The 17119-nt window shown below is 66.3% G+C and carries 17 protein-coding genes; 7 read left to right on the forward strand and 10 right to left on the reverse strand.

What is annotated here, in order from left to right; genetic code table 11:
- Positions 1-19 precede the first annotated feature (19 nt).
- Both WI26_RS08745 and WI26_RS08750 read right to left on the reverse strand, forming a co-directional pair.
- Complete coding sequence (locus tag WI26_RS08745; RefSeq protein ID WP_069225761.1) at positions 20-454, reverse strand: carboxymuconolactone decarboxylase family protein; 435 nt, start codon at positions 452-454, stop codon at positions 20-22.
- Positions 438-899, reverse strand: a complete 462-nt coding sequence (locus WI26_RS08750; RefSeq protein WP_059538103.1) for a MerR family transcriptional regulator — start codon at positions 897-899, stop codon at positions 438-440. Before WI26_RS08750 ends, WI26_RS08745 begins: the two co-directional genes overlap by 17 nt.
- A 286-nt stretch (positions 900-1185) precedes the next feature.
- Here WI26_RS08750 and WI26_RS08755 point away from each other — a divergent pair, with 286 nt between their 5' ends.
- Together WI26_RS08755 and WI26_RS08760 are read left to right on the forward strand one after the other, a co-directional pair.
- On the forward strand, positions 1186-1782 hold the full coding sequence (locus WI26_RS08755; RefSeq protein ID WP_069225762.1) for a ComEA family DNA-binding protein: 597 nt from the start codon (positions 1186-1188) through the stop codon (positions 1780-1782).
- 89 nt (positions 1783-1871) lie between these two features.
- The gene (locus WI26_RS08760) at positions 1872-2303 is read left to right on the forward strand and encodes a YidB family protein (RefSeq protein ID WP_069225763.1); all 432 of its coding nucleotides are present in this window, start codon (positions 1872-1874) and stop codon (positions 2301-2303) included.
- A 128-nt stretch (positions 2304-2431) separates the two neighbouring features.
- Here the strand turns inward: WI26_RS08760 and clpB are convergent, their stop codons facing one another.
- Together clpB and WI26_RS08770 are read right to left on the reverse strand one after the other, a co-directional pair.
- On the reverse strand, positions 2432-5029 hold the full coding sequence (clpB, locus tag WI26_RS08765; protein WP_059464382.1) for an ATP-dependent chaperone ClpB: 2598 nt from the start codon (positions 5027-5029) through the stop codon (positions 2432-2434).
- A gap of 156 nt (positions 5030-5185) precedes the next feature.
- Positions 5186-5704, reverse strand: a complete 519-nt coding sequence (locus WI26_RS08770; protein WP_059464381.1) for an Rrf2 family transcriptional regulator — start codon at positions 5702-5704, stop codon at positions 5186-5188.
- Between the two features lie 264 nt (positions 5705-5968).
- Here WI26_RS08770 and WI26_RS08775 point away from each other — a divergent pair, with 264 nt between their 5' ends.
- Positions 5969-6529, forward strand: coding sequence for a group III truncated hemoglobin (locus tag WI26_RS08775; RefSeq protein ID WP_059595186.1), 561 nt, complete (start codon positions 5969-5971; stop codon positions 6527-6529).
- Positions 6530-6596: 67 nt separating this feature from the next.
- On the opposite strand, the gene WI26_RS08780 is transcribed toward WI26_RS08775, so the two are convergent.
- From WI26_RS08780 to WI26_RS08805, 6 genes are all read right to left on the reverse strand, one after another.
- Positions 6597-7073 carry a molybdenum cofactor biosynthesis protein MoaE gene (locus WI26_RS08780; protein ID WP_059464379.1) on the reverse strand — a complete coding sequence of 159 codons (477 nt, stop codon included), beginning with the start codon at positions 7071-7073 and terminating at the stop codon, positions 6597-6599.
- Positions 7074-7083: 10 nt separating this feature from the next.
- On the reverse strand, positions 7084-7341 hold the full coding sequence (gene moaD / locus WI26_RS08785) for a molybdopterin converting factor subunit 1 (RefSeq protein WP_006758354.1): 258 nt from the start codon (positions 7339-7341) through the stop codon (positions 7084-7086).
- Between the two features lie 19 nt (positions 7342-7360).
- Positions 7361-8608, reverse strand: a complete 1248-nt coding sequence (gene glp / locus WI26_RS08790; protein ID WP_069225764.1) for a gephyrin-like molybdotransferase Glp — start codon at positions 8606-8608, stop codon at positions 7361-7363.
- Positions 8609-8872: 264 nt separating this feature from the next.
- Positions 8873-10324, reverse strand: a complete 1452-nt coding sequence (gene thrC, locus WI26_RS08795; protein ID WP_069225765.1) for a threonine synthase — start codon at positions 10322-10324, stop codon at positions 8873-8875.
- Between the two features lie 14 nt (positions 10325-10338).
- Positions 10339-11667, reverse strand: a complete 1329-nt coding sequence (locus WI26_RS08800; RefSeq protein ID WP_059464376.1) for a homoserine dehydrogenase — start codon at positions 11665-11667, stop codon at positions 10339-10341.
- Between the two features lie 51 nt (positions 11668-11718).
- Complete coding sequence (locus WI26_RS08805; protein WP_059464375.1) at positions 11719-12957, reverse strand: pyridoxal phosphate-dependent aminotransferase; 1239 nt, start codon at positions 12955-12957, stop codon at positions 11719-11721.
- A gap of 315 nt (positions 12958-13272) precedes the next feature.
- Here WI26_RS08805 and WI26_RS08810 point away from each other — a divergent pair, with 315 nt between their 5' ends.
- The 4 genes from WI26_RS08810 (at position 13273) to WI26_RS08825 (ending at position 17114) form a co-directional block, all read left to right on the forward strand.
- A complete protein-coding gene (locus tag WI26_RS08810; RefSeq protein WP_069225766.1) occupies positions 13273-13647 on the forward strand; it encodes an Mth938-like domain-containing protein in 375 nt (124 codons plus the stop codon).
- Positions 13648-13763: 116 nt separating this feature from the next.
- Positions 13764-15440 (forward strand): glycosyltransferase family 39 protein, encoded by a 1677-nt coding sequence (locus tag WI26_RS08815; RefSeq protein ID WP_069225767.1) that lies wholly within the window; start codon positions 13764-13766, stop codon positions 15438-15440.
- 13 nt (positions 15441-15453) lie between these two features.
- Positions 15454-15825, forward strand: coding sequence for an SMR family transporter (locus tag WI26_RS08820; protein WP_059464372.1), 372 nt, complete (start codon positions 15454-15456; stop codon positions 15823-15825).
- 137 nt (positions 15826-15962) lie between these two features.
- Positions 15963-17114, forward strand: a complete 1152-nt coding sequence (locus WI26_RS08825; protein WP_069225768.1) for a DegT/DnrJ/EryC1/StrS family aminotransferase — start codon at positions 15963-15965, stop codon at positions 17112-17114.
- Positions 17115-17119: the final 5 nt, after the last annotated feature.

Here is a 17119-nt window from a genome sequence, read left to right on the forward strand (position 1 = left end):
CGCGCGGGCGCACGCTCCGTCATGCGGGCTGCCCCGCCGCTTCGTTCGCAGCGTCCGTCACGCCGGCCGCTTCGTCGCGCCGCTTAAACACCTCGTGCGCGGCAAACAATGCGTTCAGCGCGGCCGGCATCCCCGCATACACGGCCATCTGCATGAACACCTCGACGATCTCGTCGCGCGTGCAGCCGACGTTCAGCGCGGCCTCGATATGCACCTTCAGTTGCGGCTGCGCGTTGCCGAGCGCGGCCAGCGCCGCGATCGTCGCGATTTCGCGCGCTTTCAGGTCGAGCTGCGGCCGGCTGTAGATGTCGCCGAAGCTGAATTCGACCAAGAGCCGCGCGAAGTCCGGTGCGATCGGCGCAAGCGCCGAGATCACGCGTTCGCCCACTTCGCCGTCGATTTCCTTCAGTTTGTTCCAGCCGCGCGTGTAGCGATCCTCAACGAGTCGTTCCATCGTGTCCGTCCTGTTCCGATAAAGAGAGAGAAGGTTTCGCCCGTCGTTCCGTTTCCCGTTCCTGCGCCTCGTAGTACGCGATCTTGTCGCCGATCGCATCGAGGTTCGCCAGCAGCTCAGCGATATGCGCACGCACCGCGTCGCGATGCGCGACCAGCAAGTCGCGCCGCGCGCCGAACGTCGACTCGCCCTGCTCGCGCAACACCGCGAACGCCTGCATCTGCGCGATCGGCATGCCGGTCGCCTTCAGGCGCATCACGAAGGCAAGCCAGTCAAGGTCGGCCGGCGCATAGAGCCGGTGCCCGGCCGCGGTGCGCGAAATCGCGCGCAGCAGGCCAGCCTGCTCGTAATACCGCAGCGTGTGCGTCGACACGCCGGTCAGTTCGGCGACTTGCCCGATCGTCAGCGGACCGGCGGCGGAAGGTTGGGATACGGTTTTCGACATGGCAGGAACAAGGTTAGGAGTTAGAGTTCACTCTAAGTCAAGCGTGATCGCACGGCCAGCGCGACGACGATCCGCTCGCCCCCGGCGACACCGTAAACAATGGTCAAAATCGGCGCCCGGCGCGGATTTCGGCCTTTACAGCACCGCAAGCCTTCAGCAAGATTCAGTCAGCCTGTCTTAAAAAGGGCACGCATTTGTCCTATGCTTAACGGCGACGCCCGGCCAGGTCTCGCCGTGCCGTCCGTTGCAACAGCCATTCATCCGTCAGAACCAGGGAGCCTTTGCCATGCTGAAAAAGCTGCTGATGCTGTTCGTCGCGCTGTCGCTGTCGCTTGCCGCCGGCCTTGCCGCGGCCGTGGAAGTCAACACGGCCGACCAGGCCGCGCTCGAATCGGTGAAGGGCCTCGGGCCCGTGAAGTCGAAGGCGATCATCGACGAGCGCACCAAGAACGGCCCGTTCAAGGACGCGGACGATCTTGCGAACCGCGTGAAGGGGCTCGGTACGAAGTCGGTCGGGCATCTCGAGGAAAACGGCCTGACGATCGGCGGTTCGTCGACGCCGCCGAAGGGCGTGAAGCTGTCGAAGCCGGCCGCGACGGCGTCCGCAACCACGTCGGCGACGACGTCGGCAGGCACCGCTGCGACGCCGACGGCCGCAACGCCGGCCCCGGCCCCTGCCGCCAGCGCGCCGGAAGCGGCGTCGAAGCCGGCCAAGAGCAAGCGCGCGTCGAAGAAGGAAAAGGCGGCCGCGGCTGCAGCGGCATCCGCCGATGCGGGCGCGAGCGCGCCGGCCGCAGCGTCGTCCACGAAGGCGACGAAGGGTTCGAAGAAGAAGGGCAAGAAGGACAAGGCCGCCTCCGCCGCCGCGGCGTCGGGCGCCTGATGTGCGCCGCGCGCGCGAGTCGCGTGCGCGCGGCATTCGATCAACGGGCGCCGTCGTTGCGGCGCCCTTTTCAGTAAAGGTGAAGAACCATGGGTCTCCTCGACATCGTCGGCGGTCTGATCGGCGGCCAGGCCGGCGGCAACTCGCAAAGCGCGCTCATCACGACCGCGCTCGAATTCATCAATAACCAGCCGGGCGGTCTGAACGGGCTGATCGAAAAGTTCAAGGCCGGCGGCGCCGGCGACATCATCGGCTCGTGGGTCGGCAACGGCGAAAACCAGCCGATCTCGCCGGACACGCTGCAGAACGTGCTCGGTTCCGACGTCGTCGGCTCGCTGGCCAGCAAGGTCGGCATCGACCCGTCCCAGGCATCGTCGATCCTCGCGCAGGTGCTGCCCCACGTCGTCAACGGCGCGACGCCGAACGGCGAAGTGCCGGCCGGCGGTCAGGTCGACACGTCGAACGTGCTCGGCACGCTTACGCAGCTCGCCGGCATGTTCGGCGGCAGCAAGCAGGCCTGAGCCCGCACCGCGCGGCCTGACGGCCGCGACGACGGTTTCGGCCGCCCCACATGCAAACACCCCGCCTGAGCGGGGTGTTTGTTTTTGCGCGCCCGGCGCGAACCGGGCGTACTGCCGATCACCGGCGATCAGTGCACGACGCGGTCGAACACGAACCTGCCGTCGTTGACGTCGACCGGGATCACGTCCTTCGGACCGAAGCGGCCCGCGAGGATCAGCTTCGCGACCGGGTTCTCGATCTCCTGCTGAATCGCACGCTTCAGCGGTCGCGCGCCGAACAGCGGATCGTAGCCGACCTTCGCGATCTGTTCCAGCGCCGCCGGCGACACGTCGAGCGCCATGTCGAGCTTCGCCAGCCGGTCGTGCAGGCGCGCGAGCTGGATCTTCGCGATCGATTCGATGTTGCTGCGATCGAGCGCATGGAACACGACGACGTCGTCGATCCGGTTCAGGAACTCGGGGCGGAAGTGCTGCTTCACTTCGAGCCACACGGCGTCCTTGATCTCTTCCTGCGGTGAACCCGTCATGGCCTGGATCACCTGCGAGCCGAGGTTCGACGTCATCACGATCACCGTGTTCTTGAAGTCGACCGTACGCCCCTGCCCGTCGGTCATGCGGCCGTCGTCGAGCACTTGCAGCAGCACGTTGAACACGTCCGGGTGCGCCTTCTCGATCTCGTCGAGCAGGATCACGCTGTACGGCTTGCGGCGCACGGCTTCCGTCAGGTAGCCGCCTTCCTCGTAGCCGACATAACCCGGCGGCGCGCCGATCAGCCGCGCGACGCTGTGCTTCTCCATGAACTCGCTCATGTCGATGCGGATCAGGTGCTCTTCCGAATCGAACAGGAACGATGCCAGCGCCTTGCACAGCTCGGTCTTGCCGACGCCCGTCGGGCCGAGGAACAGGAACGAGCCGTACGGGCGGTTCGGATCGGCGAGACCGGCGCGCGAACGACGGATCGCGTCCGCCACCGCGCTGATCGCCTCATCCTGCCCGACCACGCGCTCGTGCAGCTTTTCCTCGATGTGCAGCAGCTTCTCGCGTTCGCCCTGCATCATCCGCGACACCGGAATCCCGGTTGCGCGCGACACGACTTCCGCGATTTCTTCCGCTCCGACCTGCGTGCGCAGCAGACGCGGACGCGTCGGGTTGTGCTGCTCCTGCTCTTCGGCCTGCGTGACCTGCTTCAGTTGCGACTCGAGTTGCGGCAGCTTGCCGTACTGCAGCTCGGCGACCTTCTCCAGCTTGCCTTCACGCTGCAGACGCGCGATGTCGGCCCGCACCTTCTCGATCTCTTCCTTCAACTGCGCGCTGCCCTGCACCGCCGCCTTCTCGGCGGTCCAGATCTCTTCCAGGTCCGCATATTCGCGGCCGAGGCGTTCGATCTCTTCCTCGATCAGCTGCAGGCGCTTTTGCGACGCCTCGTCCTGCTCCTTCTTCACGGCCTCGCGTTCGATCTTCAGCTGGATCAGTCGGCGATCGAGCTTGTCCATCTCTTCGGGCTTCGAATCGATTTCCATCTTGATCTTCGACGCAGCCTCGTCGATCAGGTCGATCGCCTTGTCCGGCAGGAAACGATCGGTGATGTAGCGGTGCGACAGCTCGGCCGCGGCGACGATCGCCGGGTCGGTGATGTCGACGCCGTGGTGCAGTTCGTACTTCTCCTGCAGCCCGCGCAGGATCGCGATCGTCGCCTCGACGCTCGGCTCGTCGACGAGCACCTTCTGGAAGCGGCGCTCGAGCGCGGCGTCCTTCTCGATGTACTTGCGGTATTCGTCGAGCGTAGTGGCGCCGATGCAGTGCAGCTCGCCGCGCGACAGCGCCGGCTTCAGCATGTTGCCCGCATCCATCGCGCCTTCCGCCTTGCCGGCACCGACCATCGTGTGGATCTCGTCGATGAACACGATCGTCTGGCCTTCGTCCTTGGCGATGTCGTTGAGCACGGCCTTCAGGCGCTCCTCGAACTCGCCGCGATACTTCGCGCCGGCGAGCAGCGCGGCCATGTCGAGCGACAGCACGCGCTTGCCCTTCAGCGTCTCGGGCACTTCACCGTTGACGATCCGCTGCGCGAGCCCTTCGACGATCGCGGTTTTGCCAACGCCCGGCTCGCCGATCAGCACCGGGTTGTTCTTGGTCCGGCGCTGCAGGATCTGGATCGAACGACGGATTTCGTCGTCGCGGCCGATCACCGGATCGAGCTTGCCCGCGCGGGCGCGCTCGGTCAGGTCGACCGTGTATTTCTTCAGCGCCTCGCGCTGGCTTTCCGCGTCCTGGCTGTGCACCTGCGAGCCGCCGCGCACCGCGGCGATCGCGGCTTCGAGCGCCTTGCGCGTGAGGCCGTGCTGACGGGCGAGCTTGCCGGCTTCGCCCTTGTCGTCGGACACGGCGAGCAGGAACATTTCGCTCGCGATGAACGTATCGTTGAGCTTCTGTGCTTCCTTGTCGGCCTGGTTCAGCAACCCGGCCAGCTCACGGCCGATCTGGATGTCGCCGCCCGTGCCCGTGACTTGCGGCAGGCGCGAAATGGCTTCGTTCAGCGCGCCTTGCAGCGCCTGCACGTGAACGCCTGCGCGCGACATCAGCGAGCGGGCGGAGCCGTCCTGCTGCGCGACCAGCGCCGCCAGCACGTGAACGGGTTCGATGTATTGATTGTCGCGGCCTGCCGCGAGGCTTTGCGCGTCCGCGAGTGCTTCCTGGAACTTGGTGGTGAGCTTGTCGATTCTCATTTGGCGAGACCTCCAATTTTCGATTAACACCAAGATGAGGATGGTTATACGGGTTTCAAGCGAAATTCCGGTTGATTCAGCGCAAAAATCGCCGTGCGGCGACGCGACGGCCCGCAGGCGCCTCCCCGCCCGAATGGCGGTGGTGGTACGGACGCGTCAGCCGACCTTCGACGGCGATTCGACCGTCGCCACTGCGTGATCCGCTGACGGCTCGGCACGCACCAACGCGACCGGACGAATGCCGAGCAGCGCGACGAGCGGCGACGCCGGCGCGGCCAGCTCACCGATCGTATGACGGTCGAGTTCGGCGAAGAACGCATCGCGCGCGGCCGCCAGCACGCCCTTGAGGCGGCACTGCGGCTCGATCACGCAGCCTCGCGACTCGCCGCCGTCGGCCGTAAAGCAGCCGACCAGCGCGAAATCGTTCTCGGTCGCGCGCACCACCTGGCCGACCGTCAGCTTCAGCGATTCGCGGAACAGCCGCAGTCCGCCGTTGCGGCCGCGGACGGTATCGACCCAGCCGAGCTCGCCGAGCTGCTGCACGACTTTCATCAGATGGTTCTTCGAGATGCCGTAGGCGTCCGAGATCTCCTGGATCGTCGCGAGCCCCTCGCCGCGCACGGCGAGATACAGCATGACGCGCAGCGAATAGTCGGTGTAGTCGGTGAGTCTCATGAGCGAATACGGAAAATGGTCGATCGCGCCCCGATCAAGCTGGCCGGGTCACTGGAACGCGCTCCGCGACGGTTCGCGAGGCCGCTCGAGGGCGCCGGGTTGCCGGGACGGCCTGCGCGCAATAAGATGCATGATATCTACGCATTTTTCAGGCATTGGTGGACGCTATTTTGCGTCAAAATTCTGTCGGCGTCCTGCGCGTTGCCAACGCTGCCGTTCCGCCGGCACGACACCGACGCCCTGATTTTCCCGGCCCTTTTTGCCATGACCGCCCTGCCCGCCTCGCCCGATACCGCCCCGGCCCGCCCTCGCGACGCCGAACCGACAGAAGACAACATCCGCGACCTCGTGTACGCGTTCTACGACCGTGTGCGCGCCGATCCGCTGCTCGGCCCCGTGTTCGACGCGAAGCTGGACGGCCGCTGGGACGACCATCTGCCGAAGATGGTGAACTTCTGGTCGAGCCTCGTGCTCGGCACCAAGGGCTATCGCGGCAACGTGCAGCAGGCGCACCAGCCGCTCGACGGGATCGAGCCCGCGCACTTCAGCCGCTGGCTGTCGCTGTTCCTGAAGACAGTCGAGGGACGCTACACGCCGCCCGCGGCCATCCGCTTCATGGAGCCCGCGCTGCGCATCGCGCAGAGCCTGCAGTTGAGCCGCTTCGGCTGGGATTATCAGATTCCACCCGAGCAGCAGGCGCTGCTCGACGCGATCGCGCCACGCCGGCGCGACACCGGCGACGATTCGCATGCGCTGCCGTCACGCGCGCGCGGCGAGCCGTTCCCGACGAAGATCATCGGGCGCGGCACGGATCCGGACGCCTGATACGACGACTCGCAGCGCCGCCGCGCGAGCGCCTGCGGCACATCGCCGCACGACACGAACACCGCGCTCAACGCGGCGTGTTGCCCGATTCGACACCCCAGCGCGCGAGCGCCGCATCGTCGGTGCTGCGGGCATCGACCCAGCGCTCCCCGTCCGGCGTCGTTTCCTTCTTCCAGAACGGCGCCTCGGTCTTCAGGTAGTCCATCACGAACTCGCACGACGCGAACGCATCGCCGCGATGCGATGCGACCGTCGCGACCATCACGATCTGGTCGAGCGGCAGCAGCCGGCCGACGCGATGGACGATCGCGACGTCGATCCCGGGCCAGCGCCGGCCGGCCTCGGCGGCGATCTTCTCGAGCGCCTTCTCGGTCATCCCCGGATAGTGCTCGAGCTCCATCGCGGCAACCGAATCGCCTTCGTTCAGGTCGCGCACGGTGCCGACGAAGCAGGCGAGCGCGCCGATCTTCGGGTTGCGCGCGCGCAGCGCCGCCACCTCGGCGTTCAGGTCGAAATCGTCGGTCTGCACTCGTACCGTAGCCATCGCCCGCCTCTCAACCGCCGGTCACGGGCGGAAAAAACGCGACTTCGCAACCGTCGGTGAGCCGCGTATCGGGGTCGGTCATCTCGTGATTGCATGCCATGCGCAACGCGCGCCCTTCGGCGAGCGTCTCGGCCCACGCGCCGCCGCGCAGGCGCAGCCATGCACGCACGTCGCCGACGGTCGTCACGCCGTCCGGCACGTCGGCCTGCTCGTCGGATACGCCCAGCGCCTCGCGCACGCTTGCAAAGAATTTCAGTTGAATCTTCATGGGTCGGGAAGCCGTCGCGTTACGACAGCAGTTCGGAAAACGGAATGAAACGCACGGTCTCGCCCGCGCTGATCGCGTGCTGCGGCGGATTGTCGATCAGGCCGTCGCCCCAGACGGTCGACGTCAGCACCGCCGAGCTCTGGTTCGGGAACAGGTCGAGGCCGCCGGCCGCGTTGACACGCGCGCGCAGGAATTCGTTGCGGCGGTCGCCCTTGCTTTGCGAGAAATCCGCCCGCAGCGACAACGCACGCGGCGCGACGTCGCGCACGCCGGACAGGCGCAGCAGGAACGGCCGCACGAACAGCAGGAACGTGACGAAGCTCGACACGGGATTGCCCGGCAGCCCGATGAAGTGGGCGTCGGAACGCGCGTCGCCGCGGCGCACCGCGCCGAACGCGAGCGGCTTGCCCGGCTTCATCGCGATCTGCCACAGCGCGAGCCGCCCTTCGGCCTCGACGGCCGGCTTCACGTGATCCTCGTCGCCGACCGACACGCCGCCGCTCGTCAGGATTACGTCGTGATCGCGCGCGGCCTCGCGCAACGTGTCCTGCGTCGCCGCGAGCGAGTCGGGTACGATCCCGTAGTCGGTCACGTGGCAGCCGAGCCGCTCGAGCAACCCGCGCAGCGTGAAGCGGTTCGAATTGTAGATCGCGCCAGGCTTCAGCGGCTCGCCCGGCATCGTCAGTTCGTCGCCGGTGAAGAACACCGCGACGCGAATCCGCCGCGCGACCGACAGCTGCGCACTGCCGACCGACGCGGCCAGCCCGAGCGCCTGCGGCGTGAGCCGCGTACCGGCCTGCAGGATCACCGAACCCTGGCGGATGTCCGCGCCCTGCGCGGTGATCCATTCACCGGCCTTGGGCGTGTGGAGAATTTCGACCGCGTCGCCGTCGGCCGACGTCTGCTCCTGCATCACGACGGCATCGGCGCCGGGCGGCACCGTCGCGCCGGTGAAGATCCGTGCGGCCGTACCCGCCGCGAGCGGCGCGGCCGGGTGGCCGGCCGGAATCCGCTGAGACACCGGCAGGCGCCGCTCGCCGTGCAGCAGGTCGGCCACGCGTACCGCATAGCCGTCCATCGCGCTCGTATGCATCGGCGGCACGTCGAGCGGCGAGCTCACGTCGGCCGCCAGCACGCGGCCGAGCCCGTCGAGCGTCGCGACGGTTTCGGCGCCGGGCAGCGGCTTTGCGGCTTCGAGCAGCGCGGCGAGCGCTTCGGCGGTCGACAGCATCGGCGCGCGCGGCGCCGCGGGATTCGGGTTCGACATCGATGGAATCGGGGATCGTTGGAATCAATACGCCATTGTAGCGACGCCATCGCGCCCACGCGCGATATGCCGGCCATGCGACAACTGTGATCGGCACGAACGCGCGGCACTGGCACTTGTTTCGCGCGTCATGTGGCAACCCGCCCGCGCGGCCGCCACCAAGCGAAACGGCCGGAACCCCGATCCGTGCGACGAATCGGCATTCCGGCCGTCCTGTCCCGCCGGGCTTGGGCCCCCGCGGCCCGGCGCTACCCTGGTGCCGCGCTATGCGCCCGTATGCGCGGCGATGAAGTCCTTCACCTGCTGCGCATCGGCCTTCACGACCTCGAAACGCTGCGGCAGCGCCTCGAGCCCGTCGAATGCAGCCGGCCGCTCGGCCTCGCGATCGAGCGCTTCGCGGATCGTCTCGCCGAACTTGATCGGTTGGGCCGTCTCGAGGACGATCATCGGCACGCCCGCATCGAGATGCTCGCGCGCGACCTTCACGCCGTCGGCCGTGTGCGTGTCGATCATCGTGTCGTAGCGCGAGAACACGTCGCGGATCGTTGCGATGCGATCCGCGTGGCTGCTGCGGCCCGACACGAAGCCGAACTCGGCGACGCGCGCGAAATCGCCGCTCGCCGCGAGATCGAACCCGCCCTTCTCCTCGACGTCGCGGAACAGCTGCATCACGCGGGCCGGATCACGGCCGAGCAGGTCGAACACGAAGCGCTCGAAGTTCGATGCCTTCGAGATGTCCATGCTCGGGCTGCTCGTGTGATACGTGTTTTCCGCGCTGCGCACGCGATATGCGCCGGTGCGAAAGAACTCGTCGAGCACGTCGTTCTCGTTGGTCGCGACCACGAGCTTCGCGATCGGCAGGCCCATCATCCGCGCGATGTGGCCCGCGCAGACGTTACCGAAGTTGCCCGACGGCACCGTAAATGACACGCGTTCGTCGTTGGACGTCGTCGCCGCGAAATAGCCCTTGAAGTAGTACACGACCTGCGCGACGACGCGCGCCCAGTTGATCGAGTTGACCGTGCCGATCTTCTGCTGCGCCTTGAACGCGTGATCGTTGGACACGGCCTTCACGATGTCCTGGCAGTCGTCGAACACGCCTTCGACCGCGAGGTTGAAGATGTTCGGATCCTGCAGGCTGAACATCTGGGCGGTCTGGAACGCGCTCATCTTCTTGTGCGGCGACAGCATGAACACGCGCACACCGGCCTTGCCGCGCATCGCGTATTCGGCCGCGCTGCCCGTGTCGCCCGACGTCGCGCCGAGGATGTTCAGCGCTTCGCCGTGCTTCGCGAGCGTGTACTCGAACAGGTTGCCGAGCAGCTGCATCGCCATGTCCTTGAACGCGAGCGTCGGGCCGTTCGACAGTTCGAGCAGCGAGATCGGCGCGCCGCTTTCGGTGCCGAGCGTCTTCAGCGGCGTGATGTCGGATGCGTTCTCGCCATGGCGCGTGTTGCTGTACACGGCGGCCGTATACGTGCGGCGCGTGATCGCGCGCAGGTCGTCGGCCGGCACGTCGTCGCAGAACTTCGACAGGATCTCGAACGCGAGATCCGCATACGGCAGCGTGCGCCAGCGCGCGAGTTCGTCGGCCGACACCTTCGGGTACTCCGCCGGCAGGTACAGCCCGCCGTCCTTCGCGAGACCACCGAGCAGAATGTCGGAGAACGTGTGGCGCTCGCCGATGCCGGCGCCGCGCGTGGAGATGTAGTTCATGTCGTTCCTGGTCCTCAGTTCAGCGCTTCCATGCGCAGCTTCGTCACCTTCGAGACCACCGTCGAGAGGCTTTCGATCTGCGCAATCGCCGCGTTCACGTGCTTCTCCAGCGTCTCATGCGTGATCAGGATGATGTCGGTTTCGCCGTTCGCGTCGTCGACCTGCTCCGATTCCTTCTGCAGCAGCGCGTCGATCGAGATGCCCGTCGCGGCGAGAATGCGCGTGATGTCCGCGAGCACGCCCGTCTGGTCGGCCACGCGCAGGCGCAGGTAATAGCCGCTCGTCACTTCCTCGATCGGCAGGATCGGCGTGTTCGACAGGCTGTCCGGCTGGAACGCGAGATGCGGCACGCGATGCTCGGGGTCGGCCGTGTGCAGGCGCGTGACGTCGACGAGATCCGCGACGACCGCCGATGCGGTCGGTTCCGCGCCCGCGCCCTTGCCGTAGTACAGCGTCGTGCCGACCGCGTCGCCGTGCACGACGACCGCGTTCATCGCACCCTCGACGTTCGCGAGCAGGCGCTTCTCGGGAATCAGCGTCGGATGCACGCGCAGCTCGATGCCGTTTTCGGCACGGCGCGTGATGCCGAGCAGCTTGATCCGGTAGCCGAGCTCTTCCGCGTAGCGGATGTCGGTCGCGTCGAGCTTGCTGATGCCTTCGACGTATGCGCGGTCGAACTGGACCGGCACGCCGAACGCGATCGCGCTCATGATGGTCGCCTTGTGCGCGGCATCGACGCCTTCGATGTCGAAGGTCGGATCGGCTTCCGCGTAACCGAGCTCCTGCGCGGCCTTCAGCGCGGTCGCGAAGTCGAGGCCACGGTCGCGCATTTCCGACAGGATGTAGTTGGTCGTGCCGTTGATGATGCCCGCGATGTACTGGATGCGGTTCGCGGTCAGACCTTCGCGCAACGCCTTGATGATCGGGATGCCGCCGGCAACCGCCGCCTCGAACGCGACCATTACGCCCTTCTCGCGCGCGGCCTCGAAGATCTCGGTGCCGTGCACCGCGAGCAGCGCCTTGTTCGCCGTCACGACGTGCTTGCCGTTCGCGATCGCGCGCAGCACGAGCTCGCGCGCGATGCCCGTGCCGCCGATCATCTCGGCGATGATCGAAATCGACGGATCGTCAACGACCGCGTTGAAATCGTCGGTGATCTGCGCGGCGCCGGCGTTACCGCCGAGCGCGGCCTGCGCCTTGGCCGGGTTGCGCACCGCAATGCGCGCGACCTCGATCCCGCGCCCCGCGCGTCGCTTGATTTCTTCCTGATTGCGGTGCAGCACCGTGAAGGTGCCGCTGCCGACGGTGCCGAAGCCCAACAGGCCAACTTTGATCGGTTCCATGCTGCGTGTGATCGATGAGTAAGAATGAATGAATGCCGGGGACCGTGCCGCTCAGACCGAATGGCGCTTGCGGTAGCCGTCGAGGAAGCGCGCGATCCGGTTGATCGAATCGGTCAGGTCGTCGAGGTTCGGCAGGAAGACCACGCGGAAGTGATCCGGTGCGCCCCAGTTGAAGCCCGTCCCCTGCACGAGCAGCACGCGTTCCTCGAGCAACAGGTCGAGGATGAACTGCTGGTCGTTCTGGATCGGATAGAGCTTCGGATCGAGGCGCGGGAACATGTACAGCGCCGCTTGCGGCTTCACGCAGGTCACGCCCGGAATCGACGTGAGCATGTCGTACGCCAGCTCGCGCTGCTTGTACAGGCGCCCGCTCGGCACGATCAGCTCGTTGATGCTCTGGTAGCCGCCGAGCGCGGTCTGGATCGCGAACTGCCCGGGCACGTTCGCGCACAGACGCATCGACGACAGGATCCCGAGCCCTTCCAGGTAATCCTTCGCGCGCCGGCGGTTGTCGCCGCCGAGGCCCGACACAGCCATCCAGCCCGCGCGGTAGCCGCACGAGCGATAGCTCTTCGACAGGCTGTTGAACGTGACGGTGATCACGTCTTCCGACAGCGAGCCCAGCGCCGTGTGCTCGAGCCCGTCGTAGACGATCTTGTCGTAGACCTCGTCGGCGAACACGATCAGCCCGTGCTGGCGCGCGATCTCGAGCAGATCGAGCAGCAATTCGTCGGAATAAAGCGCGCCGGTCGGGTTGTTCGGGTTGATCACGACGATCGCCTTGGTGTTCGGCGTGATCTTGCGGCGGATGTCGTCGAGGTCGGGCATCCATGCGTTCTGCTCGTCGCACACGTAATGCACGGGCGTGCCGCCCGACAGACTCACGGCGGCCGTCCACAGCGGGTAGTCGGGCGCCGGCAGCAGCACTTCGTCGCCGTCGTTCAGGAGCGCCTGGGTCGCCATCACGATCAGCTCGGACGCACCGTTGCCGATGTAGATGTCGTCGAGACCGACGCCGACGACGCCCTTTTGCTGCGTGTAGTGCATCACGGCCTTGCGGGCCGAGAACACGCCCTTCGAATCCGAATAGCCGGACGATGCCGGCAGATTGCGGATCATGTCCTGGATGATTTCGTCCGGCGCGTCGAAACCGAACGGCGCGAGGTTGCCAATGTTCAGCTTGATGATGCGGTGGCCTTCTTCCTCGAGGCGCTTCGCGTGCTCGAGCACCGGGCCACGGATGTCGTAGCAGACGTTGAGCAGCTTGTTCGACTTCTGAATCGGTTTCACGACGACACGGTTCCTGGGTTGGCCTTGCGGCCGGGGGACGGGATCAAAACTGGAGAGCGGCCGGTCTGTGCGCGCTGTCTAGACTGGGAAAATGCGGGCGGTCGGACGCGGCTTGTGGCGACGCACGATGCAAGTGGCGCCCGGGGGCGACCAAAAAGTTATAATTTAGCGGATTTTGGCCGACTTTCGCAATGCACCATGGCCGCTGCGGGCCCGCGCCGTCAGGCGTCCCGCGCACGGCGGTCGCGAAACCGGCCGCCCGGGCCCGTGCGGCCCTTGCCAGACATTCCCTCCACGGAACCGCGGAATACCGATTTGAAACTGCACCAGGACACGAGCGGCGCGCTCAACACCGTCACCGGCTACGGCCCCGATTATGTCGACGTCAACCTCCAACGCCACGAAGGAAGCGTCATCGTGCTGCCCGGCGCACCGGTGCGCGACTGGCCCGTGTCGTCATTCGACGCGCTCGGGCCCGAGCATTTCGCCATGCTGCTCGACCCCGCCCCCGAACTGGTGATCTTCGGCAGCGGCGCGCGGCTGCGCTTTCCGCACCCGCGCCTCGTGGCCGCGCTCACGGCCAAGCGGATCGGCGTCGAGACGATGGATTTCCAGGCTGCCTGCCGTACCTACAACATCCTGATGGCCGAGGGCCGCAAGGTCGCCGCCGCGCTCTTAATTGAACGTTAATCACCGATGCGGTAAAACTTCGGCCGGCACGCCGGGTCGATCCCCGGATCGTCGTCCGGGCCGATGACCGGCAATCCGCCGGCGGCTCTTACAACAACCAACAGGCTGAAAAATCCATGAACGATACGCCGTCGAGGCTACCGCTCAATCGCATTACGCTCGTCCTCCTGCTCGCCGCACTCGCGATCGTATGGTTCGCGCCGCTCGGGCTGCGCCACCTGATCCCGAGCGACGAAGGCCGTTACGCGGAAATGGCGCGGGAAATGTTCGTCACCGGCGACTGGATCACGCCGCGCTACAACGGCTACAAGTACTTCGAGAAGCCGCCGCTGCAGACCTGGCTGAACGCGCTAACGTTCGCGTGGTTCGGCATCGGCGAATGGCAGGCGCGTTTCTACACGGGCCTCGCCAGCTTCGCCGGCGTGCTGCTGGTCGGCTTCACGGGCGCGCGCCTGTTCAACCCGCTGTCCGGTTTCCTCGCGGCCGTCGTGCTCGCGTGCTCGCCGTACTGGAACCTGATGGGCCACTTCAACGCGCTCGACATGGGGCTCGCGTTCTGGATGGCGCTGTCGCTCTGCTCGCTGCTGCTCGCGCAGCGGCCGGGCCTGCAGGCAGGCGCGACGCGCGGCTGGATGTGGGCGTGCTGGGCCGCGATGGCGTTCGCCGTGCTGTCCAAGGGCCTCGTCGGACTGATTCTGCCCGGCGCCGTGCTGGTGCTCTATACGCTGATCGCCCGCGACTGGGCACTGTGGAAGCGGCTGTACCTGGTCAGCGGCCTCGTGATCTTCTTCGCGATCGTCACGCCGTGGTTCTTGCTCGTCCAGCAGCGCAACCCCGAGTTCTTCAACTTCTTCTTCATCGTCCAGCAGTTCCGCCGGTACCTGACCCCGGAACAGAATCGCCCGGGCCCGCTCTACTATTTCGTGCCGGTGCTGCTGGTCGGCTTCCTGCCGTGGCTGTCGGTCGCGTGGCAGAGCATCCGCCATGCAGTGCGCATGCCGCGCCAGCCGAACGGCTTCTCTCCGATGCTCGTGCTGCTGATCTGGAGCGCGTTCATCTTCCTGTTTTTCAGCGCATCGCATTCGAAGCTGATTTCCTACGTGCTGCCGGTCGCGCCGGCGCTCGCGCTGATGATCGGCGCCTACCTGCCGCTGATGAGCGCCGACCGGTTCCGCCGCCACCTGCTCGGCTATCTCGTGTTCTTCGTCGTCGCGGCGTTCGGGATCATCTTCCTCGCGTATCAGGGCGACGCCCGCACGCCGAACGCGCTGTACCGCGCGTTCCAGCTATGGCTGTACGCGGGCCTCGCGGTCGCCGGTGCGCTCACGCTCGCGGCCGCATGGCTGAACCGCCGCGCGGGCGTCACGGCCGCGATCACCGCGTTCGGCGCCGCATGGCTCGCGTTCGGCACGATCGGCGGCACAGGTCACGACGAATTCGGCCGCTACAGCTCGGGCGCGCTGCTCGCACCCGCCGTACGCGCCGAACTCGCGAAGCTGCCGCCCGACACGCCGTTCTACTCGATCGAGATGCTCGATCACACGTTCCCGTTCTACGTGGGCCACACGACGATCATGGTCCAGCGCCAGGACGAACTCGCATTCGGGATCTCGGTCGAGCCGAACAAGTGGATCCCGACCGTCGACCAATGGATCGAACGCTGGAAGCAGGAAACCCATGCGCTCGCGATCATGCCGCCCGGCCAGTACGACACGCTGGTCAAGCAAGGCGTGCCGATGCGCGTCATTGCGCGCGACAACCGCCGCGTGATCGTCGAGAAACCGCAATCCTGAGGACGCCCGCCGCATGAATCCCGTTTCCTTCGTATGCATCATCACCGGCGTGATGCTCAACGCCTGTGCGCAACTTCTGCTGAAAGCCGGCGTCAACGCCGTTGGACACTTCGAATTCAGCCGTGCGAACATCATCCCGGTCGGCCTGAAGATCGCGACCCAGTTGCCGATCATCGGCGGCCTCGGCTGCTACGTGCTGAGCGTCGTCGTATGGATCCTCGGGCTGTCGCGGGTCGACGTGTCGATCGCGTACCCGATGTTGTCGCTCGGCTACGTGGTCAACGCGTTCGCCGCCTGGTACCTGTTCGGCGAAGTGCTGTCGGTCCAGCGGCTCATCGGCATCGGCATCATCCTGATTGGCGTGCTCGTGCTCGCGCGCAGTTGAGCGCGCCCTGCCCGGCCGGCATTAAGCGTCCGCCTACAAAAAATCACGGTACGAAACCGGCAACCGGTGTTTAATGCCGGTTTCGGGCCCGATCGCCCGACCCCTTTATTACCAGCCATTACAGGCCACAAGCTTTCATGAGCCAGACTACCGCTCCGTTCCTGCCGCTCACCCGCCCCGAGATCGACGAGGAAACCATTCAGGGTGTCGTCGAAGTGCTGCGCTCGGGCTGGATTACCACCGGCCCGCAAAGCCAGAAATTCGAAGCCGCGCTGTCCGAGTATTGCGGCGGCCGTCCGGTCCGCGCGTTCAATTCGGGCACCTGCACGCTGGAGATCGGCCTGCGCATCGCGGGCGTCGGCCCCGGCGACGAGGTGATCACGACGCCGGCGTCGTGGGTGTCGACCAGCAACGTGATCCTCGAGACGGGCGCGACGCCCGTGTTCGCCGACATCGACCCCGTCACGCGCAACATCGACCTCGACAAGCTCGAGCAGGCGATCACGCCGCGCACGAAGGCGATCATCCCGGTCTACCTGGCCGGCCTGCCGGTCGACATGGACCGCCTGTACGCGATCGCGCGCGCGCACAACCTGCGTGTGATCGAGGACGCCGCACAGGCGCTCGGCTCGTCCTGGAAGGGCAAGCGCATCGGCGCGATCGGCGACATCGTGTCGTTCAGCTTCCACGCGAACAAGAACCTGACGACGATCGAAGGCGGCGCGCTCGTACTGAACAACGGGGACGAGGCGACGCTCGCGCAGAAGTACCGGCTGCAAGGCATCACGCGCACCGGCTTTGACGGGATGGACTGCGACGTGCTCGGCGGGAAGTACAACCTGACCGACGTCGCCGCGCGCGTCGGCCTCGGCCAGCTGCCCCACCTCGAGCGCTTCACCGCGCAGCGTCGCGCTCTCGTGCGCGCGTACTTCGCCGCGCTCGACGGCGGCCCGGCCGTGAAGCTCGGGCTCGGCCTGCCCGTCGCCGATTTCGAGAACAGCAACTGGCACATGTTCCAGATCACGCTGCCACTCGAGCGACTGTCGATCTCGCGCGCCGATTTCATGGCGCAGATGAAGGAACGCGGGATCGGCACGGGCGTGCACTACCCGGCCATCCATCTTTTCACGCTGTATCGTGCACGCGGCTTCAAGGAGGGCATGTTCCCCCACGCCGAACGATACGGCGCATCGACCGTCACGCTGCCGCTCTTCACGCAGATGACGGAAGACGACGTGCGTCGCGTGGCCGACGCCGTCAATCAGATTTGCGAACAATACGGAAAATAAGCGTA

Origin of the sequence: Burkholderia diffusa (assembly GCF_001718315.1) — a bacterium.
In the GTDB taxonomy this organism is placed as follows: domain Bacteria; phylum Pseudomonadota; class Gammaproteobacteria; order Burkholderiales; family Burkholderiaceae; genus Burkholderia; species Burkholderia diffusa_B.